A 26,733-nucleotide genomic window follows, 5' to 3' on the forward strand; every position below is an offset into this window, starting at 1 on the left:
ACGAGAACATGCAGCGTCGTCTTTATGCCGGAAACGACCCGCGCCGCGCGCACAGCATCGAGGATTTGCGCGCGATGGCGGCGCAGCGCGTGCCGAACTTCTGCTTCGAATATGTGGAAGGCGGCGCGGAAGAGGAAGCCACGTTGCGGCGCAATCGCGACGTGTTCGCGGAGATCGCGTTCAGGCCGCGCTCGCTCGTGGATGTCTCGAAGCGCGACATCGGCATCGACCTGTTCGGGAAGCGCAGCGCGGCGCCCTTCATGATCGCGCCGACGGGGTTCAGCGGCCTGTTGTCACACGAAGGCGATATCGCGCTTGCGAGCGCGGCGGCTGCGGCGGGCATTCCGTTCATCTTGAGCAATGCATCGACGGTGCCGCTCGAACGTGTGATCGAGCGCGCGGGCGGGCGCGTGTGGATGCAGGTCTACATGTATCGCACGCGTGACTTCGTGGCGAAGCTTGCGGAGCGCGCGCATCACGCGGGCGTCGAAGCGCTCGTGGTGACAACCGACAGCGCGATCTATGGCAAGCGCGAATGGGATCTGCGCAACTATGCGCGGCCGCTGAAGCTCGACCTGCGCAACACGCTCGATGTACTTGCGCATCCGCGCTGGATGATGGACGTGCTTTGGCCGCACGGCATGCCGCGCTTCGCCAATCTAGGCGATCTGCTGCCGCCGGGGCAGGACAGCGTGCGCGGTGCGGCTTCGGCGCTGGCGAAGGAACTGGACCCTTCGTTGTCGTGGGAGGACATTCGCTGGCTGCGTGATCGCTGGCCGGGGCGGCTCATCGTGAAAGGGCTGTTGCATCCGGACGATGCGGTGCGCGCGGCGTCGCTGGGCGCGGATGGCATCGTGCTGTCGAATCATGGCGGGCGCCAGCTCGACGGCGCTGTCTCCGCCATGGACGTGTTGCCCGACGTCGTCGATGCAGTGAAAGGGCGCCTCGCCGTGATGCTCGACGGCGGCTTCCGGCGCGGCGGCGATATCGTCAAGGCCATGGCGTACGGCGCGGACGCGGTGCTCGTTGGCCGCGCGACCACCTACGGACTGGCGGCTGGCGGCCGTGCGGGCGTGGATCGCGCCATCGAGATCCTGATGACGGAAGTCGATCGCGTTGTCGGGTTGCTGGGCTGCGGCAGCGTCGGCGCGCTGGATCGGCAGTATGTGAAATGGAGCCTGCGTGCAGCGGCGCTCGAACAGGCACATGAAATGGAGTTGCAATGAACCTGACCGGACAAGAAGCGACACCGGCCGCGCGTATCGAGCGCGTCGGCATGGTGGGATTGGGACTGATGGGCAGCGCCATTGCGGCCCAGGTGCTTGGCAAGGGGTTCATGCTGTCGGCGCTCGCGCATCGCAGCCGCACGGCGATCGATGCGCTCGTCGCTCAAGGCGCAACCGAAAGCGATAGCGCGGCCGAGCTTGCGCGCAATGCCGATGTCGTGATCATTTGCGTAACCGGCACGCCGCAAGTGCGCGACGTCGTATTTCGTGAGGACGGTCTGCTTGCGGGCGCGCATGAAGGGTTGATCGTCATCGACAGCAGCACGTGCGATCCCGAGTTCGCGAAGGAAGCGGCGGAGGCGTTCGCGAAGAAAGGCGCGCAGTTTCTGGATGCGCCGGTGAACCGCACGCCGAAGGAAGCGCGCGAAGGGCGGCTGAATGTTCTCGTCGGCGGGGAGGCGGATGTGCTCGACCGCGTGCGTCCGTTGATGGCCGCGTATGCGGAGACCGTGCATCATCTCGGCGCACATGGCGCGGGTTACTGCGCGAAGCTGGTTCATAACTTCATTGCGCAAGCCAATGGCGCGATTCTCGCGGAAGCGTTCGGCACGGCGGCAAAGGCCGGTCTCGACCTGCATGAATTTGCGGCCGTGTGCCGTCTGAGCGGGGCGCACAGCAAGACCTTCGATCGTATCGTGCCGTATCTGCTGGAAGGCGATGATAGTGGTCAGCAGTTCGCCATCCGCAATGCCGCGAAGGATATGCGCTCGTATGCGCAGCTTGCGTCGGCGCAATCGTCGACGGCGGTGATCGCCGAAGCGGTGCGGCAGATGTATGTGCTGGCGACCAATCTCGGGCATGGGGATGCTTACGTGCCGCGCATGTTCGATGTGTTGCGGGAGCTGAATGGGTTGCGGTAGGGCGTGATGAGCGCGTTGTACAGGTTGTCTCGCCATTTGTTTTGAGACAAGCTTTGAGGCATCATCCCGTCGTGGGCAGCTTAGCAATGCCCGACATGACCCCTCTTCGCATTACCCGATCCTGAATGCAGTAACGGACGGATCGGGCATTGGATGTGGCCTGGACAGGATGGGTACTGGCCTGCACGCCTCCTGTTCAAGCTCGGCTCCCGCGTTCGGCATGACCGAACAACAACGCTGCGCGTTCTCGACCTTGGCTTGGTCAAAGAAAATGCAGCGTGTTTTGTGAATGTCCAGGTATGAACAGACTTGTCGTCGTTTCCGGTTGTTCGGGTGGTGGTAAGTCCACTTTGCTGGCCGAACTGAAGCGGCGCGGCTATTCCGTTGTCGAAGAGCCTGGCAGACGGATCGTGAGCGCGGAGATATGCGCCAACGGCACAGCGCTACCCTGGACTGATCCCGTTGCCTTTTTGCGTCGCGCCGTTGCGATGGCGCTTGAAGACCGCGCCTCGATCGAATCAGGCGGCAAACCGGATCGCTGGGTCTTTTTCGATCGAGGTTTGATCGACGCCGTCGTAGGTCTGGAGTACCTGACCAGCGAGCCGCCGCTGGCAGATCTTGGGCAAATGCATCGCTATCATCAACGCGTGTTCCTGACGCCACCGTGGCCTGAGATTTATGTTCAGGACGCGGAGCGAAGGCACAGTCTGAACGATGCGACACAGGAATACTCTCGACTTCTCGACGCATACCCAGCGCTCGGCTATGAGGTTTGCGTGCTTCCGAAGGTCGGCGTGGCAGAGCGCGCGGACTTCCTGCTAGATGCACTCCTCATATAGCCGTTTCGAAGCGCGACATGGGTATAAGGATCAACGTGATTGAATCCCCGCGCTTACTTCTCACACCCTTTTCTCCTGCCAATGCCGACGAAGCGTATCAGTGCATCACGCCCTCATTGACGCGTTACATGGCATGGGAGCCACCGGAAAACCAGGATGAATTCGCTAAGGTCTGGCAAAGGTGGATACACGCTCGCACCAACGAGACGGATCTGGTCTTTGCGGTTCGAGAGAAAAAAGGCAGTCGCTTTCTGGGAATAGTTGGCCTGCACGATTTGCAGACATTGGTACCGGAACTCGGCATATGGATTCGTGAAGATTGCCACGGAAACGGATTCGGGCGGGAAGCGATGACTTGCCTTTATGTATGGGTAAGTGCGAATTACGATCATTCAAGTTTCAGCTATCCGGTCGCTGAGCAAAACCATGCGAGCCGTCGCATCGCTGAATCACTGGGTGGTGTCGTGACGGATACTTGCGCGACGCCGAAGTATCGATCCGTCTTGTATTCGATTCAACGCCATGATCCTGAGGTTCAGATCAGGCGCTCGGCTGGGCCGGTCTCTGACCGACGAGATTGACATGATGCACGAGAACAAGAAGCTACTGATCGAGACCAAGCGTTTGCGACTACGTTCATGGACACAGTCGGACAAACCGGCATTCAGGAAGATGAATGCGGATACGCGCGTGATGGAGCATTATCCCGCGCCCTTGAGTCATGCCGAGAGCGATGCGTTGTTTGACCGAATCTGCGCGCATCATGAGAAGCATGGGTTTGGCTTCCATGTTGTCGAGCTATCGGCTACGTCAACCTTCGTTGGTTTCACGGGCCTTGCGATTCCACAGTGGGACGCCGCCTTCTCACCATGCATTGAAGTAGGCTGGCGTCTCGCCCGCGAACACTGGGGATACGGTTATGCGACCGAGGCTGCGAGGGCCGAATTGGCTTTCGGCTTTGACGCACTGGGTATTGAAGAGATCGTAGCTTTTACTGCGGCCATCAACGTTCGCTCGCAACGGGTGATGCATCGATTGGGTATGCAGCATTGCAAGGATGAGAACTTCCATCATCCGGCCGTGCCCAGCCAGCATCCGTTGGCCCCGCATGTCCTGTACCGGCTCCCACGCGACACGTGGATAAGACAGTATCGCGACGCCGAATCGGTCTGACCGGCCAAGTCACGCGAAGCACCAGGCGCGGCGCCCCAACAAGGGTTGCGCATTGCATCGGTACGCCCTAAGCGAAATCGCTCCAATTCAGTCCAACACATTCGTTCGAACGGAAAAGAACAAGCCGAAGAAAAGGAGTGAAATCAAGACTCCGGACGACAAGAAAAGACAGTCGTTCATTTCATCGGAGCAAGCATGGCCAAGATCTTATGCGTTCTATATCCGGACCCCGTGACCGGATATCCACCCAAGTACGTTCGCGATCAGATTCCCCTCATCACCCACTATCCCAACGGACAACTTGCGCCCACGCCCGTCGGGCCGCTCGGCTTCAAACCGGGTGAACTGGTCGGATGCGTGTCTGGTGAACTGGGTCTGCGCGGATACCTCGAACAGAACGGCCATCAGCTGGTGGTAACGAGCGACAAGGATGGCGCGGACTCCACTTTCGACAAACATCTGGTCGACGCCGATATCGTGATCTCGCAACCGTTCTGGCCGGCCTATTTGACGGCCGAACGCATTGCCCGCGCAAAGAAGCTGAAACTGGCGCTGACGGCGGGCATCGGCTCGGATCATGTCGATCTGAAGGCCGCCGCAGCGCATAACATCACCGTGGCCGAAGAGACGTTCTCGAACAGCATCAGTGTGGCCGAGCATGTCGTGATGATGGTGCTGGCGCTGGTGCGCAACTACCTTCCTGCCCACCAGCTTGCGGTCAACGGCGGCTGGAACATTGCGGACTGCGTGAGCCGCAGTTACGACCTGGAGGGCATGCATTTCGGCACACTGGGCGCGGGGCGGATCGGACTGGCGGTATTGCGTCGCCTGAAGCCCTTCGACGTCAAGCTTCACTACTATCAGCGCCACCGTCTCTCGCCGGAAGTCGAACAGGAGCTCGGATTGACCTATCACGATGCGCCCGAAGACCTGGTCCGTGTGTGCGACATCGTCAATCTGCAAATGCCGCTGTATCCGTCTACCGAAGGCTTCTTCAACGAGAACATGTTGAAGCAGGCCAGGCGCGGGATGTATCTCATCAATACCGCACGGGGCGCGTTGTGTGACCGTGACGCGATTGTCAACGCGCTTCAGTCGGGGCACCTCGCCGGTTATGCGGGAGATGTCTGGTATCCGCAGCCCGCGCCGGTGGATCATCCCTGGCGCTCGATGCCCTACAACGGCATGACGCCTCATATGTCCGGCAGTTCGCTCGCAGGGCAGGCGCGCTATGCGGCCGGAACACTGGAAATCCTCCAGTGCTTCCTGGAAGGGAAGCCGATCCGGCCGGAGTATCTCATTGTCGATGGAGGCAACCTCGCCGGCACGGGTGCGCGCTCCTATGCGCTGAGCTAGCCCGACACGCCCTCGCAAGCCGAGCCTGACCTACCCTGAAGGAGCCTTCAGATGAACGACCGCGTTGGTACGACAACAAGTGCAGGAACCCGCTCCGCGAGCGATGTGAACACGCTCACCCTCGGCCCGAACGGTCCGATCATGCTGCATGACGTTCACTACATCGAGCAGACGGCGCACTTCAATCGTGAAAAGGTTCCGGAGCGTCAGCCGCACGCGAAGGGCGCGGGCGCATTCGGCGAGTTTCACACGACGAAAGACGTGAGCGCCTATACATCCGCTGCGCTCTTTCAACCGGGCGTACGCACCGAAATGCTCGCTCGCATTTCAACGGTAGCAGGCGAGGCGGGCAGCCCGGACACCTGGCGCGACGTGCGCGGCTTCGCGCTCAAGTTCTATACGAGCGAGGGAAACTACGACATCGTCGGGAATAACACGCCGGTCTTCTTCGTGCGCGACCCCTTCAAGTTTCCGCACTTCATCCGTAGCCAGAAGCGCTTGCCGGACTCCGGGCTGCGTGACAATCACATGCAATGGGACTTCTGGACTAGCAATCCGGAAAGCGCGCATCAGGTGGTCTATCTCATGGGCGATCGCGGCATCCCGCGCAGCTTGCGGGAATTGAACGGATACAGCTCGCATACTTACATGTGGATCAACTCATCCGGAGAGAAGTTTTGGGTGAAGTATCACTTCCTGTCCAATCAGGGCGTGGCCTGCTTCACGGGTGAGGAGGGCGCCAGAATGGCCGGGACTGATTCGGACCACCATCGCCGCGACCTGTTCGACGCCATCGCACGCGGCGACTTTCCCGTCTGGACGCTGCACGTTCAGGTGATGCCCTATGCCGATGCCAGACGCTACCGGTTCAACCCCTTCGACCTGACGAAGGTCTGGTCGCACGCTGACTATCCGTTGATCGAGGTCGGAACCATGACCTTGAATCGAAACCCCGCCAATTATTTCGCCGACATCGAGCAGGCCGCGTTTTCTCCGGGCGCCACGGTGCCCGGCATCGGGCTCTCTCCCGACAAGATGCTGCTGGGCCGCTCGTTTGCCTACAACGACGCACAGCGCAACCGCATTGGAACGAACTATTACCAGTTGCCGGTGAATCGCCCGAAGGTGCCGGTGCAAAGCTATCTCTTCGACGGGCAGATGGCTTTCGAGAACAGTGGCAATGCGCTGACGTACGCGCCCAACAACGGCGGGCGCGCCTGGTCCGATACGACAGGTCCGGTGCCTGACGGATGGGAGGCTGACGGAGAAATGGTGCGCAGCGCTTATTCCCTGCATGCCGAAGACGATGATCTCACCCAGGCCCGCCATCTTCTCCTCAAGGTCTTCGATGACGCACAACGTGAGCGGCTCGTGCAGACCGTGTCGGAAGCCTTGCTTGCAGGCGTCAGAAGTCCGGTTCTGGAGAAGGCGTTCGAGTTCTGGAAGAGGATCGATGAAACCACCGGGCGACGCATAGCCGAGCGGGTTCAGGCCAGCCGTTAGCCGCAGGACCCACGCCGTCGGACTCAGCATTCCGGCGGCGTCACACCCGCTCAGCCAATGATCGAAAAGTCGTCCAGATACCGGTCGGACAGCGTGAGCCCCAGACCGGGCGTCGTATCGGACAGTTGCAGGAAACCTTGCTCCGGTTGCGGCTCACCGTCGAAGATGTAGTAGAACAGTTCGTTGCCGACCTCGACATCATGGACCGGGAAGAACTCGGACATGGGGCTCGCCGTGCTGGACAGGGTCAGGTGGTAGTTATGCATCTGTCCCGCGTGGGGAATCACCGGAACGGACCACGCTTCCGCCATCGCATTGATTTTTTGAGCAGCCGTGATCCCGCCTACCCGATTGGTGTCGTACTGGATCACATCCACCGCGTGGCGTTCGAGCAAGTCCTTGAATCCATAGCTGGTGAATTCGTGTTCGCCTCCGGACACCGGCACGATGTTCATCTTCTTCAGTTCCCGATAGCCTTCGATATCGTCGCCAATCACAGGCTCCTCGATCCAGCGCGGATTGAAGGGCGCGAGACGCGGCAGCATGCGGCGCGCATATTCCAGCGTCCAGCCCATGTAGCACTCGACCATGATGTCGATGTCATCGCCCGCGAGTTCGCGCAGCAGCCGCAGCTGTTCGATGTTCTTCGCCATTCCCTTCGGCCCGTCCTTCGGTCCATAGCCGAAGCGCATCTTCATGGCGGTGAAGCCCTGGTCGAGATAACTCTGTGCCTCGCCGAGAAAGGCATCGCGGTCGTCGTTGTTGTACAGCTTCGAGGCATAACACCAGATCTTCTCCTTGGTGCGTCCGCCAAGCAATTTGAACACCGGCTTGCCCACGGCCTTTCCCATGATGTCCCAGATGGCGATGTCCATGGCGGAAATCGCGGCCATGCCGATGCCCTTGCGGCCCCATGCAAGCGTGCGCCGGTACATCTTCTGCCAGATATATTCGTTGTCGAACGGATCTTCGCCTATCGCGATAGGGGCGAGATATTCGTCGACGATCTGCTTGGCAATGCGCGGCGCCAGCGCGCAGTTGCCGATGCCGATGGTGCCGTCATCGCATTCGATCTCGACGACCAGCCAGCCGTGAAAGCGGAATGAGCCCATCGCGTCGCCGCGTTCGTACAGCGTGTCCACCGCATTGGTACAGAAATGGGCTTGCGGCGGAACGACCTTGCCTTTCCATTCGAAGACGCGTGCGCGAACGTGTTTGATTTTCATGAAGCTGTCCCCTTGAAGATGCCTTTGCTTGAAAGAATCGCACCAGGGTGCGACTGCGCGAAGCGTTCTGTGAAGATGTGATTCGCCGAACTATTGTGCGAAACTACGCGATAACCGACCACTGAATAAATCGTATCGGGCTATTCGTTGAGGTTATTGATCGATGATCGCGCTTTCCTCTGCTATCCGTAAGCGGCTTCGCCTGCGGCACCTGCAACTCATGCTCGCTCTTTCATCCACCGGTTCGCTGCGCCGTGCCGCGGACGAACTCGCGATGACCCAGCCCGCCGCGACCAAGGCGCTGCGGGAACTGGAAGACGCGGTGGGCGCGCAGCTCTTCGTGCGGCATGCGCGCGGCATGAATGCCACGGTGTATGGCGAAGCGGTCATGCGTTATGCGCGGGTCGTCTTCGAGGACCTCGACGAACTGCGCGAGGAACTCGCGGCCATCGAAGCAGGCGATGTCGGCAAGGTGCGGATCGGCGCGGTCATGGCGCCCGCGCCGGAACTGCTTACGCGTGCCATCGTGTCATTAAAGGAAGCGCATCCGCGCTTGCAGATCACCATTCAGATCGATACCAGCGACGTCCTCATTCAGGCATTGCAACAAGATCAGCTCGACGTGATGATCGGTCGCATTCCGGACGGCGTGCCCGCGCTGGACCTGAGCTTCGAAACCCTGTCCGAAGAAGCGCTCGCGCTCGTGGTGCGTCCCGGTCATCCGGCACGCAAGTCCGCACGGCCGAAGCTCGCTTCGCTGGCGACCTATCCCTGGATCGTCCAGCCGCATCCGAGTCCCATGCGGCAGATCATCGACCAGACGTTCCGCGAGTCGCGCGTCGGCATGCCGGTCAGCATGGTGGAAACCTCGTCGATCCTCACCACGCTCTCGCTGCTGCGCGACGCCGACATGCTCGCGGTGCTGCCCAGTTCGGTCGCGCTGTATTACGAAGCGCTCGGACTGCTCGCGCCGCTCTCCACGCCGTTGCGTGGCCGGCTCGCGCCATACGGCCTGATCCTGCGGAAGAACCGCCGGGTCAGGCCGGCCACGCAGCTTGCCATCGACGCGATCCGCGCCGTCGCATGACGTCTCGCGACGCCTTCAGAGCGAGACCGTCTGCTTGACCACGGCCATGTTCTCCTGCAGGTTGTCCTTCGTGATGACGATCACCGGGACCACGATGCTCTTCTCCGGGGTCTTGCCATTGACGGCTTGAACGAGCGCAGCGGCGGCTTTCTCGCCCATCAGATTGGGCTGCTGCATGCCGAATGCGGCAAGGCGCCCGTCGTTGAGCATGGCGATGAAGTCCTCGACGCCATCGAACGCGCCCAGCACGATGTCATCGCCTTTGCGTGCGGATTGAATCGCCTTCGCGCTGCCAAGAGCCGCGACGTCCACTTGCACGAACAGGCAGTGCATGCCGGGGTGCGCCGTGATCATGTCCTGCGTGTACTTGAACGATTCCTCGCTGGTATAGCGTTGCAACTGGTTGAGACCCAGCTCGGACACGCCTGCTTCCTTCATCGCGCGGCGGAAACCGGCGGAGCGCAACTGGCCGTTCTTTCTTGCCAGCGACACGGTGATCATGCCGTAGCCGCCCGAGGTCCAGCCCTTGGCCTTCAGCACGGCCGCGACTTTCTGCCCGGTTTCATAGGCGCCTTTCTCGTTGTCGGAGCTGATGAAGCTGGCATACGTGCCGCCGTTGGTGCCGATATCGGCGATCACGACCGGCACGTGAGCCCGCGCGGCGAGCGCGAGAACGCTGGGTGCCGTCGAGGAATCCGTCGGCGAAAGCACGATGCCGGCCACGCCCTTCGAGATCGCGTCCTGTGCGTTCTTCAACTGGGCGGACGCATCGTTACGCGAGTCGAGCGTGAGGACCGTGCCGCCCTCTTTGGTGATGCCGGTCTCCACGCCTTTCGCGATATGCCGCCAGAACGGCAGGTCGAGTCCGGGCGTGATGTACGCAAAGGTCTTGCCCTTGACGCTGGCATCCTGTGCATGAGCGGACAGGGCCGAGAGGCCGAACGCGGCCACGCACAGGACTCGCTTGATGAATGAGAGGGGCATCGTGTGTCTCCTGCTTTCGCATTGTTGTCGATGGAAAAGGGGTACAGCGGAAAGCGCGTTCAGCGTGTCTGCTTGCCGAAGCGGCTGCTCAAAAGCCTTTCGCCCAGCACCGCGACGATGATCACCGCCCCCACTGCGCTGCCTTGCCAGTAGGGGCCGACATTGAGCAGGTTCAGGCCGTTGTGGATCAGCACGAGAATGAGCACGCCGAAGAAGGTGCCGATCATCGAGCCGCGACCGCCGAACAGACTGGCGCCGCCGATCACGACGGCCGCGATCGAATCCAGTTCCAGGCCGGTGCCTCCCACCGGGTCGATGGACATGAGACGCGAGGCGAGCATGACCGCCGCGACCGACGCGAACACGCCGGCCAGCACATACACGAGCACGTTGTAGAAGTCGACGCGCAATCCCGCGGCACGCGCCGCCTCGCGATTGCTGCCGATGGCGTAGATGGTGCGGCCGCCTTTGGTGAAGGTGAGGTAATACCAGGCGACGGCGAACAGCACGATAAGCAGGATGAAGTTCACCGGCAGGCCGAACACCATCGCGGCAGATGGTGTCGCGAGCGCGTCGGGCAGCGTCGAGATGGAGTTGCCGTTGGTGAGCACGAACGCGACGGAGCGGCCAATCGACATCATGCCCAGCGTGACGATGAACGGCGCGATGCGGCCGCGCGTGACGAGCAGGCCGTTGATCAATCCAAGCAGTCCGCCGCCGGCGATGGCGAGCAAAATCGCGGGAATCACCGGCAGGCCGAGCGACGTAATGGCGAGGCCGAGAAAGATGCCGCCCACGCCGGTAATCGAACCGACCGACAGGTCGATACCGCCCACCAGCACCACGAAGGTCTGTCCGATCGCTGCGATGCCGGTCACGACCGCCTGATCCATCAGGTTGAGTACATTGCCAAGCGAGAGGAAGTGCGGCGAGACGATGCCGAGCACCACGCACAGCAGCACGAACAGCAGCATCATGCGCACTTCGAGCTGAAACTTGCCGAGCGTGCTGCGCCACGTGTGTGCTGCCTGAGTCACCATGACGTCTCCCTTGTCATCGGGCTTGATGATCGTCTTACTGTTCATGCGTTGCCTCCTCGCGGCCTGCGGAATCCGTCTTCAGCCGGATGTGAGCGATATCGTGCTTGCGCAGCGCTTCGGTGATCGCCGTTGCACAGTGGTCGAGTCTTGCATCGCCGGGCGAGGGCATGCTGATGCCGATCTCGCCGAACGCGTGGCCCGATGCATTCGTGAGCCGATGCTTGACCGAGGTGAAGGCCGCGTCGCGGACCACGACGCCGTCCGCCACATCGGGCGCGAGCAGCGCGCGTACGGCGGTTTCCTCGACCAATGGAAAGCGGTCAGGCGCAATGCCGAGTGCCAGCGGGCGCGGCTCGGCAAGATCCAGGCAGAACGCACGGCCGCCTTCCACCTGGACCCAGAACGCGCTGGCATCGACCGCTTTCGATACGTCTTCCAGCACGCGCTTCATCCGGCGCGCCGAAGAACGCGGCATCGAGAGCATGGTGAGGATAGTCGGGTCGAGCACGTTGGCCGGCACTTCGGCGACCGAGACGCCGTCGCTCATCACGACGATCCGGTCGCACAGGCCGAGCGCTTCCTCGAAGTCCGACGACACGACGATCACGCCCACGCCGCTCGCCGCTACCTTGCGAATGATCCGGTACAGCGTGCTGCGCGCGCCGATATCGACGCCGCGCGTAGGTTCGTCGAGCAGCAGCACCGAAGGATTCAGCATCAGCCAACGTGCAAGAAGCACCTTCTGTTGCTGGCCGCCGCTCAACGCGAGTATCGGAACGTCGCGCGTGTGCGCGGGCATGTCCAGTTCCTTCAACAATGCATCGACGCGAGCGCGTTGCTTGCCGTAGTCGGTGTGCACGGTCTTGCTGCGTCCGAGATGGGCGAGCAGCAAGTTCTCTTCCACGGTGAGATCGGGCACGATGCCCTGTCGGCGGCGATCTTCGCCGATCATGCCCAGCCCTGCGCGGATGGCATCGACCGGCGAATGCACCGTCAGCGGCTGGCCGTTCAGCAACACTTCGCCGCCCTGCATCTTGCTCAGGCCGAAGATGGCTTCGAGCGCTTCGGAGCGTCCTGCGCCCACGAGGCCCGCGAGACCCAGTATCTCCCCGCGATGCAGCGTGAACGACAGATCGTGCACGCGCGGCGCGGCCGCGAGATGGCGCACGGTCAGTATGGGCTGGAGGCTGCGGTCCGACGTGGCCGTGGCCAGCGCGCGGTCGTAGACGTTCTGGATGTCGCGCCCCACCATCAACTGCACGAGATCGCGCGAGGTGATCGAATGAGTGGGAATGCCGGCGGCAACGGTGCCGCCATCGCGCATCACGGTGATCAGGTCCGTGATCTCGAGAATCTCCTCCAGCCGGTGCGACACGAAGACCAGCGACTTGTCCCGTGCGCGCAGCAGGCGCATGACCGCGAACAACTGCTCGACTTCGAGCGGGGAGAACGAGGCAGTCGGCTCGTCGAAGATGATCAGCTCGGAGTCGTTGTACAGCGCCTTGCAAATTTCGATGATCTGCCGCTGCGCAATCGAGTGGTTGCCTGCGCGTGCGCCGAGCAGCGCGCGCGGTTGCTCGATGAAGTCGAGCGCGGCGGCGGCCTTGCGTTCCATTGCGCGCCAGTCGGCCCGGCCGCGTGCGCCAAACTCAGCCAGCGCAATGTTCTCCAGCACCGTCATGTCCGGCGCGATACTGGTCTCCTGCATCACGATCGAGATGCCGGCCGCGAGTGCCTGACGCGGCGATGTAAAGGCCGCTTCGCGGCCGTTGAAAAGATAGCGCCCGGAAGACTTGGCGATATGCCCCGCCACCACGCGCGACAGCGTGGACTTGCCCGCGCCGTTGACGCCGATCAGCGCATGCACTTCGCCGCGCCGCAGTGTGAGGCTGCAGCCGCTGAGCGCCTTGACGACGCCGAATTGCTTCGTGATGTCCGTGAGTTCGGCGAGCGTGGCGCGATCGGCTTCGGTCGATGGCATCACGCCGCCTCCAGCACGAGATGAGTGATGCCGTATCCGTCGATGTCGACTCGCGTGTCGCGGTGTGACTCGCTCCCGATGGTGCATGACAGAGGCTCGGCGCCGAGATTGGCGATCCACACGTGACGCTCGCCATTGTTCGAAAGCGCGAGCGCCGACACGCGTCCGGCAAGGCCGCCAAAGTCGATATCGAGCAGGGGGCAACGCGCGAACGCCGTAAGCCCGGCGAGCAAGTGTCCGAGCGGCGAGAGCCGGATGCCATCGGCGTCCGCGATTGTCACGCCGCGCGGACCCGTCAGTTCCGAGAGCGCGATGCGAGCCGCGCCATGCGTCGCGAACGCGGCGATATAGCCGAGCGCCCACGCGGCTGCGAAGGGTTCGAACTGGCGAACGTCGTCGTGGGTCAGGGCGATTCTGGCACGCGCGGGATTCGGCGCAGTGCCCGCACCATACGGATTCATGCGCGCGCCGATGCTCGATGGCCCGACCCAGAACGGTACGTCGGCGAACAAGGCTTGCGTGGTGCGCGCAATGTGCGGCAGGCAGGCGAGGGTCTGCATCACGGAGATGTCGTCGGCCGCGTGCACGATGGGGCACGTCGTGAAGCTGATGAAATCCAGTGCCGCCGTATCCGGCCGCTTGCGGTTGAGTTCTGTGAAGAACGCGAGCGTACCGCCGCCGATCAAGGCCGTCTCGAACAACGCCTGCGCGGCTGCATACAGTTCGCCGAGCGGTGGGCATGCCGGCCATTCGGAACCGGGCAGGACGCCTTTGAGATCCACCGCGGGCGTCAGCATGATGGCTTCGGGCACGAAGCGTGCAGCGTCCGCCGATGCCCGGACACGCGCGAGCTCCAGGCGCGGTTCATCGTCGCAGGGAAGGACGAGTTCGAGCACGACCGGGATGCCTTCAGCATCGTTCAATGCGGCCAGCCGGGAGAACGTGCGCTCGATCTCCGGATCGTCGGCGCGGACTTGTGCAACGACATAGGCGGGTTCGACGAGCTGCGTCTGATGGGCGGGCGCGGACGGGTCGATGCCCAGGCCGAGCAGCGGCAGGTGCGCGCCACTCACGCCGCCTACCGCAATACGTGTGGACGCATTCGCCGCCGCTGCGTTCCTGCCGATGCTTCGAGCGTCGAGCCTGAACGACTGCGTCAGCACTTCGCCCTTGGCCAGCGTATAAGGCCACGGAAGCCCGATGGGGCGACTGTAGGTCTTGAACGACGCGTCGGACCAGTTGCGCTGGTCTTCCATCTCGAACACGTCGCCCTCCAGCACGAGATCCACCGATACCGCATCCATCACGTCATGCCGCAAGCCATTGAACGACATGAACGGCTGATAGGGGTCGATCAACTCGGGGAACCTGCCTGCGCGCGTGCCGCCATCGGAAGCAGTGACGGTGACCGGACTGCCGGCAAGCGACAGCGGATGCAGGACCACGATGCCGGTGCGGTTCGTCGCGACGGTCTCCTGCACGGTGACATCGACCTTGAAGATGAGCTGACCGCTGGATCGGCCGTCGATCTGAAGCTTCACAGCCAGTTCGCCGCCATTGGGGCCGGCAGTGCCCTCTATCTCGACATGAAAGCACTCGTCGCTCGCGGCGACCTGATTCGAGTGCGCATGAAGTTCAAACGTCTGCCAGCTCTCGTCGCGCATGGCGAAGTACACGGCCCGGACGATCTCGTGGCCTTCGAAACGAATATCGCGCAGGCCGTTGGCTTCGAGGCGCATCGACAGCGCGCCTGCCTGTAATTCGCGTTGGAGCGGAGGAGTTTCGCGATCGGATATCACGGCCATGTCCCCTGGTCGTCCGTTCTGATGTCGGGCTTTCGCGGCTTGCCCGATGCTTTATGTTCACGAGTGCGGGATGCTGCTGGTGCGCCGGGAGCAATCCGTCTCCTCTGGATCCACGCCCGGTCACGCTGTAGAACCGCAGTGTGCAAAAAATGGCGATAACGCACCATTGAATAAATGGCATAGGGCGATCACCCAGAGTTATAGATCGCGTGACGCCCACGTGGCGGTGCCGGTGTCAATGGGTGGATATGCTCAAGGGCGTAGAATCCACCGACCCTGCTGACCTGGAGACATCATGCGTGCCGTGCTGAGTGTGCTATGCGCCTTCTGGCTTTTCTCTTCCTTCAACGGTGCGGCACAGGCCGACATCATCGCTTCATGGCAATCGACGCAGATGCCAGCGCCGCCGCCGTTGAAGCCATTCACCGTGACCGATCCTTCTCACACTGCCTTGTTGCTGCTGGATTTCGATACCAGCACCTGCAACAGCAAGGAGCGTCCGACCTGTGAGGCCTCGTTGCCCAATGTCGACGATCTGCTCAAGAAGGCACGCCGCGCGAATCTGATGATCGTCTATAGCCTGACGAGCACGGGCACGATGGCGGGGGTGCCGCCGGTCATCGCGGCTATCGGCGGCGAAACGGTGGTGCAGTCGGGCGTGGACAAGTTCTTCGGAACGGATCTGGAAGCGGCGCTGAAGGCCAAGGGAATACAGACCGTGATCGTGACCGGCACCATGGCGCACGGCGCGGTGCTGTACACCGCCAGCGAAGCCGCGCTGCGTGGATTCAAGGTCGTCGTGCCGACCGATGGCATGTCGAGCAAGGACCCGTTCGGCGAGTTGTCGGCAGCGTGGGTGCTCGCCAATGCGCCGGCCGGCGTGAGCAGGAACGTCACGCTCAGCCGGTCGGGCATGATCGGGTTCGGGCAGTAGGGCGTCTCGGCCCTTTCAGCGGTCCAATAGCTCCGCTAATGCAGTCAGGCTCGGAGCGAATGCGTCGAACCAGGCTTCATCGCGTGTATCCGTGTTGCTGGCAGGACCGAACTCCAGCGGCCGGGGAATGAAAGCCACACGAAAACCAAACGCCTTCGCCGCCTCGAGGTCGTACTTGTGGCAGGCCACCATCAGGATCTCGTCGGCGGCGAGACCGAGCGATTTCTGCGCGAGCGCGTACACCTTCGGATCGGGCTTGGAAGAGCGCACCAGCTCGGCGGTCAATACACAATCGAACGGCAGGTCGTGTTGCTTGACAATGTGGATCAGGGACGACATCGAACCGTTGGACAACGTCGAAAGCGTGTATCGATCGCGCAATTGCATCAGGCCCGGCCGCGTGTCCGGCCAGGGCTTCAGCCTGCTCCACGCCGCACTCAGTTCAGTGCGTTCCTGCGGCGTCAAGGCATCTTCCCACGATGAGGCTTGCAGAGCCGTGTCCAGGGTTTCCCGGTAGATCTGATCCGTCGAGCGCCAGCTCGCCGTTCCGTCGATAACCTGATCCAGTTGCACGCGATACGCGTGGCGCCAATGCTCCAGCAAGCCGGACCACCTGGCGGCCGTGGCGTGCTTCGCCGATGACTTCGTTCCAGCCTCGACGATCGTGCTGTAGAAATCCAGCAGCGTACCCTGCATGTCGAATGCGATGGCCTTGATGCTGCGTGGATCGAGCTTTGAATAAGCATGGGTCGCCTGGGATGATGCGCTGCTCGTGTTCATGCTTTCCTCTCTGCGGGTCGTCTGCTAGTTTCAATCAGTGTTCACAGCGTAGCGGCCATTATTTAAGCTGGATTTACGCAGACGATTCAGAGCACGGGATCCGAATAATTTTCAACTCATTCGTGCCAATCAGCATAGGGAGCGTTATCAGAAGCGGTTGGTATGCCATGGGTCATCGTGGTTGATCTGATCTTTTGAACCCCGAGGTGAATGATGAGCGTGACGAGCACGAATATCGAAGTAGGCGAAGAAATGGTCGCGGGATTTGCGAAGAAGGGCCTCAAGCAATTGAAGCCCGCGACGCAGCGAGACCGGGGCGACGGCCCCTTTCACCGGCTCGTGCTGCGCGGCGCGACCGTGATCGACGGGACCGGCGCACCGCCGTTCGGTCCGGCGGATATCGTGATCGAAGACGGCAGGATCAGTGAGATCGCCGTGGTCGGCGTCCCTCACAAGCCGCTGAAACAGGAAGGACGTCCGGCGCCCGGGGACAGGGAAATCGATTGCACCGGCAAATACGTGACGCCGGGCTTCATCGACAGTCATGCGCATATCGGTACGCCCTTTCACGCCGAGAACGGCGAGATGCTTCCCGCCGACTACATCTACAAGCTCTGGCTTGCGCATGGCGTCACGTCGGTGCGTGAGACCGGGTGCATGAACGGGCTCGCCTGGACACGCGAGCAAAAGGCGGCAGCCGAAGCAAACCGGATCGCCGCTCCGCATCTGTATCCCTATGTGTATTTTCCGGCCGTCAACGACTATCTGAAGACGATCTATAGCCCCGAGCAGGGCCGTGAATGGTTGCGGGCAGCGCGCGACAAGGGCGCGGAAGGCGTGAAGTTCTTCGGTGCACCGCCCGCGATCATGCAGGCGGCACTCGACGAATGCCGCAAGCTTGGCCTGCGAGCCTGTTGCCATCATGCGCAGTCATCGGTTGGCAGCATGAATGCGTTGAGAACGGCGCGCTGGGGCCTGACGAGCACCGAGCATTCCTACGGCATTCCTGAAGCCCTGTTCGATGGACGCTCGCTACAGGCTATCGCCGACGACTACAACTACAACGACGAGTATCTGCGCTTTTCCACGGCGGGCCAGACCTTCCTTCAGGCGGCGCAACCCGGCTCGCAGAAGTGGAACGATGTGCTCAACGCGTTTCTCGAGGCGGGGCATACGTTCGTGCCGACCCTGAACGTCTATGACGGCAATCGCGATGTCATGCGCGCACGCCGGGCGGACTGGCACGACGCTTACACGGACCAGACGACCTGGAAGTACTTCCAGCCCCAACGCGGCGGACACGGTGCGTACTTTTACCGCTGGTCCGTGAAGAACGAAGTGGAGTGGCGTGAGAGCTACCGCATCCTGATGCACTTCCTGAACGACTACAAGAACCGCGGCGGGCGTGTTTGTCCCGGAAGCGATTCGGGTTTCATGTACCAGATCTACGGATTCGGCTATATCCGCGAACTGGAGTTGCTTCAGGAAGCGGGTTTCCTGCCTTCCGAGGTATTGCGTGCAGGGACTTCGCATGCCGCGGACCTGCTGGGCATCGGCGAGGAGGCGGGCGTGCTCGAAGTAGGACGGCGCGGCGACGTGCTTGTGCATCGCGAGAATCCTCTAGCGGATTTCAAACTGCTTTACGGAACCGGTGCGATGCGCCTCAACGACGAACTCGGCACGGTGGAACAGAAGCGTGCGCTGGAACTGACCATCAAGTCCGGTGTGGTCTTCGATGTCGATGAACTGCTCCACGACGTTCGCGAGATGGTCGCGACGACCTGGCCCAACGGCACGACGCCGTTCCACACGGCGACGGAGCAAGCGAAATGAACGGACGCGGAACTCAATTCGTGGTGCTCGCCGGCATGCTCGGCAGCGGCAAGACGACCTTGCTCGAAGCGCTGCTCGCGGATGACGATGCGGCGGCCATGACTGCCGTGATCGTCAACGAAGTCGGGGCGATCAATATCGATGGTGCGGTGCTGTCGGAGTCGGCGCGCGGCATTCCCATGGCGACGCTCAGCAACGGTTGCGTGTGCTGCTCATTGACCGATGACCTCGTGACGACAATCGAAGACCTCGTCGAAACGCGTGCGAGAAATGGACACGCGTCGTTCGAACGTATCGTGCTGGAGTGCAGCGGCTTGTCGCGTCCCGGACAAGTGATGCGTTCGTTGAGTCCGCTTGCTTCGATGGGGCTGCGCATCCATATCGTCGCGACCTATGATTGCAGCCGCCCGCCGCTCGGCACCGACGATTTCGACAGCGTGTCAGCGCAGCTGGGCGCCGCGCATACGATCGTGCTGACGAAGACGGATTTGATCGGCACGGAACAACGGCGACTCGAACGGGACCATGCCCAACGGTTGAATCCGCTGGCGCGTGTCGTCGATGCCGATACCGCATCGATGCGAGCCCGGGAAGCCTTTCGCGAAGTACAGGGCGCCAGTGCGTTCGACTGGACCGCGCCGGGATTCCACAGCACCGCGCCGCGCGCCTTGCTGCATCCGCGCGTGCGGGTCTTTTGTGCGCGCTTTCGTCGCGCAACGGAATGGCAACAGACCCTGGACTGGATCGAGGACGTTTCGGGCGCGCTCGGGGAACGCCTGCTGAGGATGAAGGCCATCGTCCCCGGTCCTTCTGGCGAAGATCGCGTGCTGTTGCAAAGCGTGGGCACGACCTTCTCTCAGCCGCGTCGTCTCGAGGGGGCTTCCGATATGGCCGCCATCTTCATCGTCAGGGACTGCGGGATCGGCGAATTCGACGCATTCGGCATGAACGGATCGATTCGCTGGACTTCGCTGCAAAGCTGACAACGGACCTTCCACCATGTCGATGTTGAACGAATTTTCCAAGTCGGTGCTGCTGATCGTCACGACGCTCTTTCCGATCATCAATCCGCCCGCGGTTGCGTTGATCGTATTGAGCATGGTGCGGGGCGCCAGCGACCGGGATCTCGCGGAGCTTGCGCGCCGGATCGCCATCAACGGCTTCGTGATTCTGCTCGCTTCTCTGTCGGTGGGCGCGTACGTGCTGTCGTTCTTCGGTATCTCGGAGAACGTGTTGCGTGTCGCGGGGGGCGTCGTCATTGCCATGGCAGGCTGGGGCCTGTTGCAGGCGCCCACCGAGGACAGCACGGCGGAGGAGGTCGCGCCGGCCGCCGACCGGACGGCATCGCTGCGCACCAAGGCGTTCTATCCACTGACCTTGCCCATTACCGTCGGACCCGGATCCATTGCGGTGGCTATCGCACTGGGCACCGGATCGCCGCACGCGGGTCTGCAACCGATCCACCTGGCTGGGGTCGGCGTGGCCCTGGTACTGCTATGCGTGAGCATTTTCCTGTGCGTGCGCTATTGCGGGCGACTGGAAAAGCTGCTGGGAAAAGTGGGCACGCAGATCGCGATGCGGCTCTTCGCGTTTGTCCTGTTCTGCATTGGCGTGCAGCTATTGTGGATTGGCGCGTCCGGATTGATCGAAAGCCTGAAGCTGCATTGACGTCCTGCGCGCAAGCAGGCGAGAGGATCATTCCTGGCTAATTGTCGCTGCGTACAGTGAATCTACGTCATTCGACCAAGGAAAAGATCATGCTCGCGCCACTGAAACAAACGGGATCCGCGCTCTTTCAAACCGATAACTTTCGATGCATTCCGGCGTACCTGAAAGACGCGATTCTCGAGCCTTACAAGGCGGAATGCGTGTATATCGAACGGGCTTACCGGGATATCTCGTCCGATCATGAACTGGTCGCGTTTGCCGAAGTGTGCGTTCCAGAAACGTTCTATGGATCGCAGACGGGTCACTTCAACGCGGTGGAATCACTACTCTGTCTGAACCAGATCGCGTTTCTCACGATAGCCGACTTCGTTACCGATGATGCACCTCATGCTTTTCGCGAGGCGATCGGCACGGCGGATCTTCAGAGCTTCAAGGAGAATGTGCTGACGCGCACGTTTATCACGTCCGTGAAAACGCAGTTCAGACGCACGCTCGATGGAAGGAACGTCGTGATGCGCTTCTCGTTCACGAAAATGCGCAAGCATGCCGGGATGGTGTTCATGGCATCGGAGTTCGAATTCACCGATACGGAAAGCGCGCCGAACAAGCCGCCTGCCTTCTTCGGCCAGGCGACCTTCGCCATTCCGGTGATGTGACGATGAACCTGGCGCTATGCCTCGCCGAGGTCATGCGCCGTCAGCAGGACGCGGGAGCCGCGCAGCACGCGGCTCTTCTTGTCGGCGGCTTCCAGGATGCGCTTGAGTCCGCGCTCGAACACCGACAGCAAGGTTCGCTCGTCCGATGTCCTGCGCTGCAGGAAGTGTCGCTCCAATGCGTCGCGCGTGACCGCGCACGTAATGGCCTTGCCTCGCGACCGCAGCGTGAAAGTGATGAGGCGCCCCTCGGCAAAGAACCGCGGGCCACCTTCCAGTGCAAGCATTGCATCCTCGACGTTACATTCAACTGCGACGTGCTCAAACCGTGCGCAGAAGGATCGGTGTCATGCGCTCCAATGAGCTATTGACGATGGCGCAGGTTAGCAAGAACAAAAAGCCCGCGCCACGCAGAAAAAAATTAATCCACCGATACGCATCGGGAATGCAGTGACGCACTCAGGCCGCGCGCTCATCCAGCGTGAATGCAGCCGCGGCTTCCGCCAGCATCCGGGCCTGATGTTCAAGCGAACTCGCGGCAGCCGACGCCTGCTCCACCAGCGCGGCATTCTGTTGCGTCGCGCTGTCCATGTCGGTGACGGCGATGCTGACCTGGCTCAGCCCGTGGCTCTGCTCCTGCGTGGCGGCGGAAATCTCGGCCATGATCGCGTGGGTTCGCGACACGGCGTCGATCAGTTGACTCATCGTATCGCCGGCTTCCGAAACCAGCTTCGCCCCGCCGTCGATGCTGGCAGTCGAGTTGGCAATCAGCTCGCGAATTTCCTTCGCCGCGCCCGACGAGCGCTGCGCCAGCGTGCGAACTTCGCCCGCCACGACCGCGAAACCGCGGCCCTGATCGCCGGCCCGCGCGGCTTCCACGGCGGCGTTGAGCGCCAGGATATTGGTCTGGAACGCGATACCTTCGATGATGGACGTGATCTCGGCCACCGCCGTCGAATTGCGGCTGATTTCGCCCATGGTGGTCACCACGCGCGAAACGACGTCATGGCCTCGCCGGGCAATGTCGGAGGCCGACGCGGACAGTTCGCTTGCACGATCGACGCTGTCGGCGTTCTGGCGCACCGTGGTCGAGAGCTGCTCGGCGCTGGTCGCGGTTTCCTGAAGCGACGAAGCCTGCGATTCGGTGCGTGCGGAAAGGTCCGCATTGCCTGCCGCGATCTCCCGCGTGGCCGTGGCAATCGCGGCGCTGCCTGCGCGCAGCGTGCCGACCGTCTTGCGCAGGCTCGACTGCATTTCCGAGAGCCCGTGGAGCATGTTCCCCATCTCGTCATGGGACTTCACGGTGATCTGGCTGCTCAGGTTGCCGCGTGCGATCAGTTCGAAGTGGGCGATGGCATCGTTGACGGGCGAGAGAATCGCCTTGCGCAGGAAATGCCATCCGCCGACCGCGGCGCAGACACCGGCCACGATCGCCGCGATGCTGCTCCACAAGAGCCACTGATAGCGCTGTTCGGTCTCTGCGTACTGACTCGCGGATTGTTCGAACTGGTACTTCTTGAGCGCATTGGCGGCTTCCTGCATGCTCGTATAGATCTTGCCGACGCTGAACATCAGTTTGAGAATCTCGTCGCGATCAGCACGCTGCGTGGCTTCCCGAAAGCGTCCGAGTTCCGCTTCGGTGGCCTCGTACTGACGCGTGACGCTGGAGGCGAGCCGGTCTTCCTCTTCATCGCGCGGTAGCGAAAGATATTTGTTCCACGCTGCTGCGGCCGCGACCTGTACCTCCTTTTCCTTTTCATACATGTTTCGGGCGTCTTCCGAACCGGGGTCGATAGCGGCGCGGTCGAGCGACGTGCGTTGCCGGCCGACCATGATGGTCATTTCACCGACCGCGATCGACTTCGGCAGCTGTTCCGAGTAAGTGCGTCGATTCGCGTTGTTGCTTGTGATCATTCCAGTGAGGCCGAGCGCGCCAACGACGATCAGAAGAAGGGCCAGGAAAGACATGGCTGCTACAAGACGAGCATTGATTGAGATGCGGGTGCGCTGCATGGTCGAGAGGTGAGGGATTGTTATTGGAAGTATTGGGAGAATGAAGCGGCGGTCGGTCAGGAACGGCAGACCGACGCGTAGGGGATAACGGCAGATTTAAGCGAATGCTTTAGAGGAGGGGGCTTGAAATTCTGATGCTTCCGCTATGAGTCATCGACCCGCGCCTTCATCGGCACGTCTGCCGCTCGTAAAGCGCCCACTTCCCCTCGCGCGCGAGCAAAGCCACATCGCACTCGCCATTGGCGAAGTAGTCGGCGGGCAAGGGCTGCGCCGAGCGCACGAAGATATAGCGATACAAGCGGCCGTTGTCCAGCTTCCAGTTAAACGAGCCAGGGAAACGATCGAGCTGTGACGCATGAACGGGAAATTCCGCCGGCCTGAAGCGCACGATCTGCGGCACGAACTGAGCGAAGTTCGGATCGACGAAGCCGTGTTTCTCCGCCTGATACCACAGCGCCTGATGCTGATACGCGAAGGGGCTCCAGTACGCATCGCTGGCCCCGTCCATCACCAGATTGAGCGCGCGCTGATTCGGCTCGGTTCGGGACAGCAGTTGTTCCAGCGGCGCGATCTCCACCGCGAAACGATGCAGCCGGACCGCCTGATTCGCGAGGAACATCCAGCAGCCGGCGATGATGACGAGTTGCATGCCGAAGCCGCGCATGCCGCGCTTCACGCCGGCAACAGGCTTCGGTGCGACGAACATCAGCGCATAAGCGGGCAGCAGAAAGAGCGCGAAGCGCTGATAGAGATACGCCGTGCCGAGCGCGAGGTTCGGCACGGCGAGCCAGATGAACACCATGACGATCATCGGCACCAGCACGGCGCGATCGGGATTGATACGGTCCCGCCAGAGCCACGGCGCGATGCCCATCAGCACGAAGAGCGGCAGATAGATAGCGCTCCACTTCGTGAGCCCCCACACCATCATCGGGAACATCAGCGGACGTTTGCCGCCGGTGTCCGACCAGCCCCAGTCGATCTTCGCGGCATTGTCGATCGTGTGGCCCAGAACCGGATCGTTGGCGTGACTCCAGAGCGTGTAGACGATGCACAGCACGCCGAGCGGCACGAACGCCGCGAGCGCCAGCAGCTTGCCCCTGATCCGGCGCGGCTTGACGAGCGCGAAGCCCGCACCGATTCCGCAGGCGAACAGGAAGACGAGACCGTGACAGAAGAACAGCGCCACGCCCGCGGCGAACACGCCGACGCCGCGACTGAACGAAGGGTGCGTGGCGGAACGATGCGCGAGCCACATGAACAGCATGCCCACGGGCGCGGCCACCAGAAACGTATAGAAGCCCCATGCAAAGGCGAAGCCGAAGAAGCCGGGAATGAAGAGCACATCGAGCCGCGGATCGCCGTTCAGGTGCCTGCGAAAGCCGACGCACGATGCAACGAAGCCGACATACGCGATCATCAGCACAAGCTTGAGGGCCGCTGAGATCGACATCACGTAGGTGAGCGGCAGCGCCAGTCCATAGCCGATCAGATAGGGCGTGAACAGGTTGATGCGCACGAGGCCTTGCCACGCCGATGCATGATCGATCAGGTCACGCAGCAGCATCACCTGAGCGGCGTGTTGCGGCAGATCCACGAGCGGCGGACGGGGCGCAATCCAGAACAGCACGGCGCCGCCGACCAGCGTCACGATGAACAACGCTCGCGGCATCCAGTCGAGGAATGAACCGCTGCGCGTCACCGACGCACTCGCGGACGACCCAAGCATATTCATATGGTTCGTTCGATGATGAAGCGCGGACGATGCTTCGTCTCCGCATAGGTCTTCGAGATATACCCGCCGATGACGCCCAGGAACAGCAGTTGAATGCCGCCGAGAAAATACATCGGCACCACGGTGGACGCCCAGCCGGGCACGGCCAGATTGGTGAAGAGACGCGCATACGCAGCCCAGGCGCCGAAGCACAGCGAGCCGAGCGCGAGGAGTGCGCCAATCCGCGTGCTCCACTGCAAGGGCACGGCGGAAAACGAGGTGATGCCGTCGAACGCAAAGGCGAGCATTTTTGCAAGCGGATATTTGCTCGTGCCCGCGAAGCGTGCGGCGCGCTCATATTCCACGATCGCTGTCCTGAAGCCCAGCAGCGGAATGATGCCGCGCAGGAAGAGATTGACCTCCTGAAACTCCTTGAGGGCATCTAGCGTCTTGCGGCTCATCAGGCGGAAGTCCGCGTGACCCGGCAGGATATCGACGCCGAGCGCCTTCAGCATCTTGTAGTAGTTCCGCGCGGTGAAGCGCTTGAAGAAGGTATCGCTTGCCCGTTTGTGCCGCACGCCGAAGACGATCTCCGCACCCTTTCGATACTCTTCCAGCATCCGCGGAATGGCTTCGATGTCGTCCTGGAGGTCGGCATCGAGACTGACGAGCACGTCGCCTTCCGCCACCAGCAGGCCCGCAAGCAGTGCGTTTTGATGTCCGCGATTGCGCGACAGCTTGATGCCTCGGCACCGCGTGTTGGAGGCATGCATGGTCTCGATGATCGACCAGGTCCGGTCACGTGAACCGTCGTCTACAAAGGTGATCCTGCTCTCGTCACTGACCACGGACGCGGTAATGAGCCGCTCCAGAAGCGCAAGCAGACGCGAGCATGTTTCCGTGATGACTTCCTCTTCGTTGTAGCAGGGTACGATGAGATTCAACGTCGTCATAGGCGGAACCCCTGATGCCCAAGGCGTTGGGCGACGTGCAAGGCAAGTGGATTTCCCCGTGATTGCAAGGGACGGACGCGGCGATGCAGCCTTTGATGTCGAAGCGGCACGCGCGATGCAGACGAATGCGGGACATGAATGTCACGTACATACTAAGCGCAGTGCGAAATCAAACACAAGAATTTCATGACTCGATCAGTGTCTTATCTTGTGAACGATTTTGTAAGCCAAGTACATCTGATGAATCGTCATGGCCGCATTGCGCTACAGTAGCGACAACCCGGTATTCAAGCAGATGAATGATTCAAAGGGAGAGCGCACACGCATGGACAAGGCCGAATTCGATAGCTTTGCAGACGAATATCTCGCGCTACATACGAAAAATATTTCAGCATCCGGAGAAGGCCCGGCGTTTTTTGCCGAGTACAAGATTCGCGATATCGCTGAAGAAATGGCACGTCGCAACGCCGTGCCCGCGCGCATGCTCGACTTCGGCGCGGGCGTGGGCACGTCGGTGCCGTGGGTGCGCCAGTACATGCCTGCCGCGCAACTGACGTGTGCAGACGTATCGGAGCGTTCTCTCGAACTGGCAAGAAGCCGTTTCGCGGGTGATGCAAGATTCGTTCATTTCGACGGACGCACGCTCCCGTTCGAGCCCGGCGAATTCGACCTGGCCTATGCCATGTGCGTGTTTCACCACATCGATCATGCCGAGCATGTGAGTCTGCTGCGCGAATTGCATCGCGTGGTGGGTACGCGCGGCACGCTCGTGATATTCGAACACAACCCTTATAATCCGCTGACCGTGCGCGCGGTCAATACCTGTGAATTCGATGTCAACGCCAGGCTGATTACCGCGTCCAACATGCAACGCGCATGCCGTGAAGCTGGTTTTACCGGTGTTCAAGTGCGCTACCGTATCTTTTTCCCGCACGCACTCGCGGCGTTGCGTCCGCTGGAAAAATATCTGACTCAGGTTCCGCTCGGTGCGCAGTATGCCGTGTATGCAACCGGCGCCTGAGATGCCGATGCTCACCATTCTGAC

Annotated in this window: 24 protein-coding genes; 14 read left to right on the top strand and 10 right to left on the bottom strand. The window is 61.5% G+C overall.

Annotated features, from left to right (window positions below):
- Positions 1-8: 8 nt before the first annotated feature.
- From QCE88_RS17530 to QCE88_RS17560, 7 genes are all read left to right on the top strand, one after another.
- Positions 9-1,226, top strand: a complete 1,218-nt coding sequence (locus QCE88_RS17530; protein ID WP_309904381.1) for an alpha-hydroxy acid oxidase — start codon at positions 9-11, stop codon at positions 1,224-1,226.
- The gene (locus tag QCE88_RS17535) at positions 1,223-2,146 is read left to right on the top strand and encodes an NAD(P)-dependent oxidoreductase (RefSeq protein ID WP_309904383.1); all 924 of its coding nucleotides are present in this window, start codon (positions 1,223-1,225) and stop codon (positions 2,144-2,146) included. The genes QCE88_RS17530 and QCE88_RS17535 overlap by 4 nt, the downstream gene beginning before the upstream one ends.
- A gap of 299 nt (positions 2,147-2,445) precedes the next feature.
- A complete protein-coding gene (locus QCE88_RS17540) occupies positions 2,446-2,985 on the top strand; it encodes an AAA family ATPase (protein WP_309904385.1) in 540 nt (179 codons plus the stop codon).
- A gap of 35 nt (positions 2,986-3,020) precedes the next feature.
- Positions 3,021-3,566 carry a GNAT family N-acetyltransferase gene (locus QCE88_RS17545; RefSeq protein WP_309904387.1) on the top strand — a complete coding sequence of 182 codons (546 nt, stop codon included), beginning with the start codon at positions 3,021-3,023 and terminating at the stop codon, positions 3,564-3,566.
- A 1-nt stretch (position 3,567) separates the two neighbouring features.
- Complete coding sequence (locus QCE88_RS17550) at positions 3,568-4,158, top strand: GNAT family N-acetyltransferase (protein ID WP_309904389.1); 591 nt, start codon at positions 3,568-3,570, stop codon at positions 4,156-4,158.
- Between the two features lie 195 nt (positions 4,159-4,353).
- Positions 4,354-5,514, top strand: coding sequence for an NAD-dependent formate dehydrogenase (locus QCE88_RS17555; RefSeq protein ID WP_309904391.1), 1,161 nt, complete (start codon positions 4,354-4,356; stop codon positions 5,512-5,514).
- 51 nt (positions 5,515-5,565) lie between these two features.
- The gene (locus tag QCE88_RS17560) at positions 5,566-7,017 is read left to right on the top strand and encodes a catalase (protein WP_309904393.1); all 1,452 of its coding nucleotides are present in this window, start codon (positions 5,566-5,568) and stop codon (positions 7,015-7,017) included.
- A 50-nt stretch (positions 7,018-7,067) separates the two neighbouring features.
- On the opposite strand, the gene QCE88_RS17565 is transcribed toward QCE88_RS17560, so the two are convergent.
- Positions 7,068-8,243 (bottom strand): L-rhamnonate dehydratase, encoded by a 1,176-nt coding sequence (locus tag QCE88_RS17565; protein WP_309904395.1) that lies wholly within the window; start codon positions 8,241-8,243, stop codon positions 7,068-7,070.
- Positions 8,244-8,406: 163 nt separating this feature from the next.
- Here QCE88_RS17565 and QCE88_RS17570 point away from each other — a divergent pair, with 163 nt between their 5' ends.
- Positions 8,407-9,330, top strand: coding sequence for a LysR family transcriptional regulator (locus tag QCE88_RS17570; protein WP_309904396.1), 924 nt, complete (start codon positions 8,407-8,409; stop codon positions 9,328-9,330).
- A 15-nt stretch (positions 9,331-9,345) separates the two neighbouring features.
- On the opposite strand, the gene QCE88_RS17575 is transcribed toward QCE88_RS17570, so the two are convergent.
- The 4 genes from QCE88_RS17575 to QCE88_RS17590 are packed head-to-tail and all read right to left on the bottom strand — an operon-like array spanning position 9,346 to position 15,140.
- Positions 9,346-10,314: a substrate-binding domain-containing protein gene (locus QCE88_RS17575; RefSeq protein ID WP_309904398.1), complete on the bottom strand. Its 969-nt coding sequence runs from the start codon at positions 10,312-10,314 to the stop codon at positions 9,346-9,348.
- A 59-nt stretch (positions 10,315-10,373) separates the two neighbouring features.
- Positions 10,374-11,399 (bottom strand): ABC transporter permease, encoded by a 1,026-nt coding sequence (locus QCE88_RS17580; RefSeq protein WP_309904400.1) that lies wholly within the window; start codon positions 11,397-11,399, stop codon positions 10,374-10,376.
- The gene (locus tag QCE88_RS17585) at positions 11,389-13,335 is read right to left on the bottom strand and encodes a sugar ABC transporter ATP-binding protein (RefSeq protein WP_309904402.1); all 1,947 of its coding nucleotides are present in this window, start codon (positions 13,333-13,335) and stop codon (positions 11,389-11,391) included. The genes QCE88_RS17580 and QCE88_RS17585 overlap by 11 nt, the downstream gene beginning before the upstream one ends.
- Positions 13,335-15,140 carry a hypothetical protein gene (locus QCE88_RS17590; protein ID WP_309904404.1) on the bottom strand — a complete coding sequence of 602 codons (1,806 nt, stop codon included), beginning with the start codon at positions 15,138-15,140 and terminating at the stop codon, positions 13,335-13,337. Before QCE88_RS17590 ends, QCE88_RS17585 begins: the two co-directional genes overlap by 1 nt.
- 295 nt (positions 15,141-15,435) lie before the next feature.
- Between QCE88_RS17590 and QCE88_RS17595 the strand changes: the two genes are divergently transcribed.
- Positions 15,436-16,074, top strand: a complete 639-nt coding sequence (locus QCE88_RS17595; protein ID WP_309904406.1) for a cysteine hydrolase — start codon at positions 15,436-15,438, stop codon at positions 16,072-16,074.
- Positions 16,075-16,089: 15 nt separating this feature from the next.
- Here the strand turns inward: QCE88_RS17595 and QCE88_RS17600 are convergent, their stop codons facing one another.
- Positions 16,090-16,854, bottom strand: a complete 765-nt coding sequence (locus tag QCE88_RS17600; RefSeq protein ID WP_309904408.1) for a haloacid dehalogenase type II — start codon at positions 16,852-16,854, stop codon at positions 16,090-16,092.
- A gap of 213 nt (positions 16,855-17,067) precedes the next feature.
- Here QCE88_RS17600 and QCE88_RS17605 point away from each other — a divergent pair, with 213 nt between their 5' ends.
- The 4 genes from QCE88_RS17605 (at position 17,068) to QCE88_RS17620 (ending at position 21,011) form a co-directional block, all read left to right on the top strand.
- Entirely contained in the window at positions 17,068-18,687 is a 1,620-nt protein-coding gene (locus QCE88_RS17605) for an amidohydrolase (protein WP_409018159.1), read from the top strand.
- The gene (locus tag QCE88_RS17610) at positions 18,684-19,670 is read left to right on the top strand and encodes a GTP-binding protein (RefSeq protein WP_309904412.1); all 987 of its coding nucleotides are present in this window, start codon (positions 18,684-18,686) and stop codon (positions 19,668-19,670) included. Before QCE88_RS17605 ends, QCE88_RS17610 begins: the two co-directional genes overlap by 4 nt.
- Before the next feature lie 16 nt (positions 19,671-19,686).
- A complete protein-coding gene (locus QCE88_RS17615) occupies positions 19,687-20,355 on the top strand; it encodes a MarC family protein (RefSeq protein WP_309904413.1) in 669 nt (222 codons plus the stop codon).
- An 89-nt stretch (positions 20,356-20,444) separates the two neighbouring features.
- Positions 20,445-21,011 carry an FcoT family thioesterase gene (locus QCE88_RS17620; protein ID WP_309904414.1) on the top strand — a complete coding sequence of 189 codons (567 nt, stop codon included), beginning with the start codon at positions 20,445-20,447 and terminating at the stop codon, positions 21,009-21,011.
- Positions 21,012-21,025: 14 nt separating this feature from the next.
- On the opposite strand, the gene QCE88_RS17625 is transcribed toward QCE88_RS17620, so the two are convergent.
- The 4 genes from QCE88_RS17625 to QCE88_RS17640 all read right to left on the bottom strand — a co-directional run bounded on the left by QCE88_RS17625 (position 21,026) and on the right by QCE88_RS17640 (position 25,688).
- Complete coding sequence (locus QCE88_RS17625; RefSeq protein ID WP_309904415.1) at positions 21,026-21,295, bottom strand: DUF1488 family protein; 270 nt, start codon at positions 21,293-21,295, stop codon at positions 21,026-21,028.
- A 172-nt stretch (positions 21,296-21,467) separates the two neighbouring features.
- Entirely contained in the window at positions 21,468-23,021 is a 1,554-nt protein-coding gene (locus tag QCE88_RS17630; RefSeq protein WP_309904418.1) for a methyl-accepting chemotaxis protein, read from the bottom strand.
- A 166-nt stretch (positions 23,022-23,187) separates the two neighbouring features.
- Positions 23,188-24,756, bottom strand: a complete 1,569-nt coding sequence (locus QCE88_RS17635; protein ID WP_309904420.1) for a hypothetical protein — start codon at positions 24,754-24,756, stop codon at positions 23,188-23,190.
- A complete protein-coding gene (locus QCE88_RS17640; protein ID WP_309904423.1) occupies positions 24,753-25,688 on the bottom strand; it encodes a glycosyltransferase family 2 protein in 936 nt (311 codons plus the stop codon). Before QCE88_RS17640 ends, QCE88_RS17635 begins: the two co-directional genes overlap by 4 nt.
- Positions 25,689-25,938: 250 nt before the next feature.
- Between QCE88_RS17640 and QCE88_RS17645 the strand changes: the two genes are divergently transcribed.
- On the top strand, positions 25,939-26,709 hold the full coding sequence (locus QCE88_RS17645) for a class I SAM-dependent methyltransferase (protein ID WP_309904424.1): 771 nt from the start codon (positions 25,939-25,941) through the stop codon (positions 26,707-26,709).
- The last annotated feature ends 24 nt before the right edge of the window (positions 26,710-26,733 follow it).

This window comes from Caballeronia sp. LZ035, assembly GCF_031451175.1.
In the GTDB taxonomy this organism is placed as follows: domain Bacteria; phylum Pseudomonadota; class Gammaproteobacteria; order Burkholderiales; family Burkholderiaceae; genus Caballeronia.

Coding starts and splice junctions, on each gene's coding strand:
- QCE88_RS17530 (WP_309904381.1), top strand. CDS start 9: ATGCAGCGTCGTCTTTATGCCGGAAACGACCCGCGCCGCGCGCACAGC.
- QCE88_RS17535 (WP_309904383.1), top strand. CDS start 1,223: ATGAACCTGACCGGACAAGAAGCGACACCGGCCGCGCGTATCGAGCGC.
- QCE88_RS17540 (WP_309904385.1), top strand. CDS start 2,446: ATGAACAGACTTGTCGTCGTTTCCGGTTGTTCGGGTGGTGGTAAGTCC.
- QCE88_RS17550 (WP_309904389.1), top strand. CDS start 3,568: ATGATGCACGAGAACAAGAAGCTACTGATCGAGACCAAGCGTTTGCGA.
- QCE88_RS17555 (WP_309904391.1), top strand. CDS start 4,354: ATGGCCAAGATCTTATGCGTTCTATATCCGGACCCCGTGACCGGATAT.
- QCE88_RS17560 (WP_309904393.1), top strand. CDS start 5,566: ATGAACGACCGCGTTGGTACGACAACAAGTGCAGGAACCCGCTCCGCG.
- QCE88_RS17565 (WP_309904395.1), bottom strand. CDS start 8,243: ATGAAAATCAAACACGTTCGCGCACGCGTCTTCGAATGGAAAGGCAAG.
- QCE88_RS17570 (WP_309904396.1), top strand. CDS start 8,407: ATGATCGCGCTTTCCTCTGCTATCCGTAAGCGGCTTCGCCTGCGGCAC.
- QCE88_RS17575 (WP_309904398.1), bottom strand. CDS start 10,314: ATGCCCCTCTCATTCATCAAGCGAGTCCTGTGCGTGGCCGCGTTCGGC.
- QCE88_RS17580 (WP_309904400.1), bottom strand. CDS start 11,399: ATGAACAGTAAGACGATCATCAAGCCCGATGACAAGGGAGACGTCATG.
- QCE88_RS17585 (WP_309904402.1), bottom strand. CDS start 13,335: ATGCCATCGACCGAAGCCGATCGCGCCACGCTCGCCGAACTCACGGAC.
- QCE88_RS17590 (WP_309904404.1), bottom strand. CDS start 15,140: ATGGCCGTGATATCCGATCGCGAAACTCCTCCGCTCCAACGCGAATTA.
- QCE88_RS17595 (WP_309904406.1), top strand. CDS start 15,436: ATGCGTGCCGTGCTGAGTGTGCTATGCGCCTTCTGGCTTTTCTCTTCC.
- QCE88_RS17600 (WP_309904408.1), bottom strand. CDS start 16,854: ATGAACACGAGCAGCGCATCATCCCAGGCGACCCATGCTTATTCAAAG.
- QCE88_RS17605 (WP_409018159.1), top strand. CDS start 17,068: ATGAGCGTGACGAGCACGAATATCGAAGTAGGCGAAGAAATGGTCGCG.
- QCE88_RS17610 (WP_309904412.1), top strand. CDS start 18,684: ATGAACGGACGCGGAACTCAATTCGTGGTGCTCGCCGGCATGCTCGGC.
- QCE88_RS17615 (WP_309904413.1), top strand. CDS start 19,687: ATGTCGATGTTGAACGAATTTTCCAAGTCGGTGCTGCTGATCGTCACG.
- QCE88_RS17620 (WP_309904414.1), top strand. CDS start 20,445: ATGCTCGCGCCACTGAAACAAACGGGATCCGCGCTCTTTCAAACCGAT.
- QCE88_RS17625 (WP_309904415.1), bottom strand. CDS start 21,295: ATGCTTGCACTGGAAGGTGGCCCGCGGTTCTTTGCCGAGGGGCGCCTC.
- QCE88_RS17630 (WP_309904418.1), bottom strand. CDS start 23,021: ATGCAGCGCACCCGCATCTCAATCAATGCTCGTCTTGTAGCAGCCATG.
- QCE88_RS17635 (WP_309904420.1), bottom strand. CDS start 24,756: ATGAATATGCTTGGGTCGTCCGCGAGTGCGTCGGTGACGCGCAGCGGT.
- QCE88_RS17640 (WP_309904423.1), bottom strand. CDS start 25,688: ATGACGACGTTGAATCTCATCGTACCCTGCTACAACGAAGAGGAAGTC.
- QCE88_RS17645 (WP_309904424.1), top strand. CDS start 25,939: ATGGCCGCATTGCGCTACAGTAGCGACAACCCGGTATTCAAGCAGATG.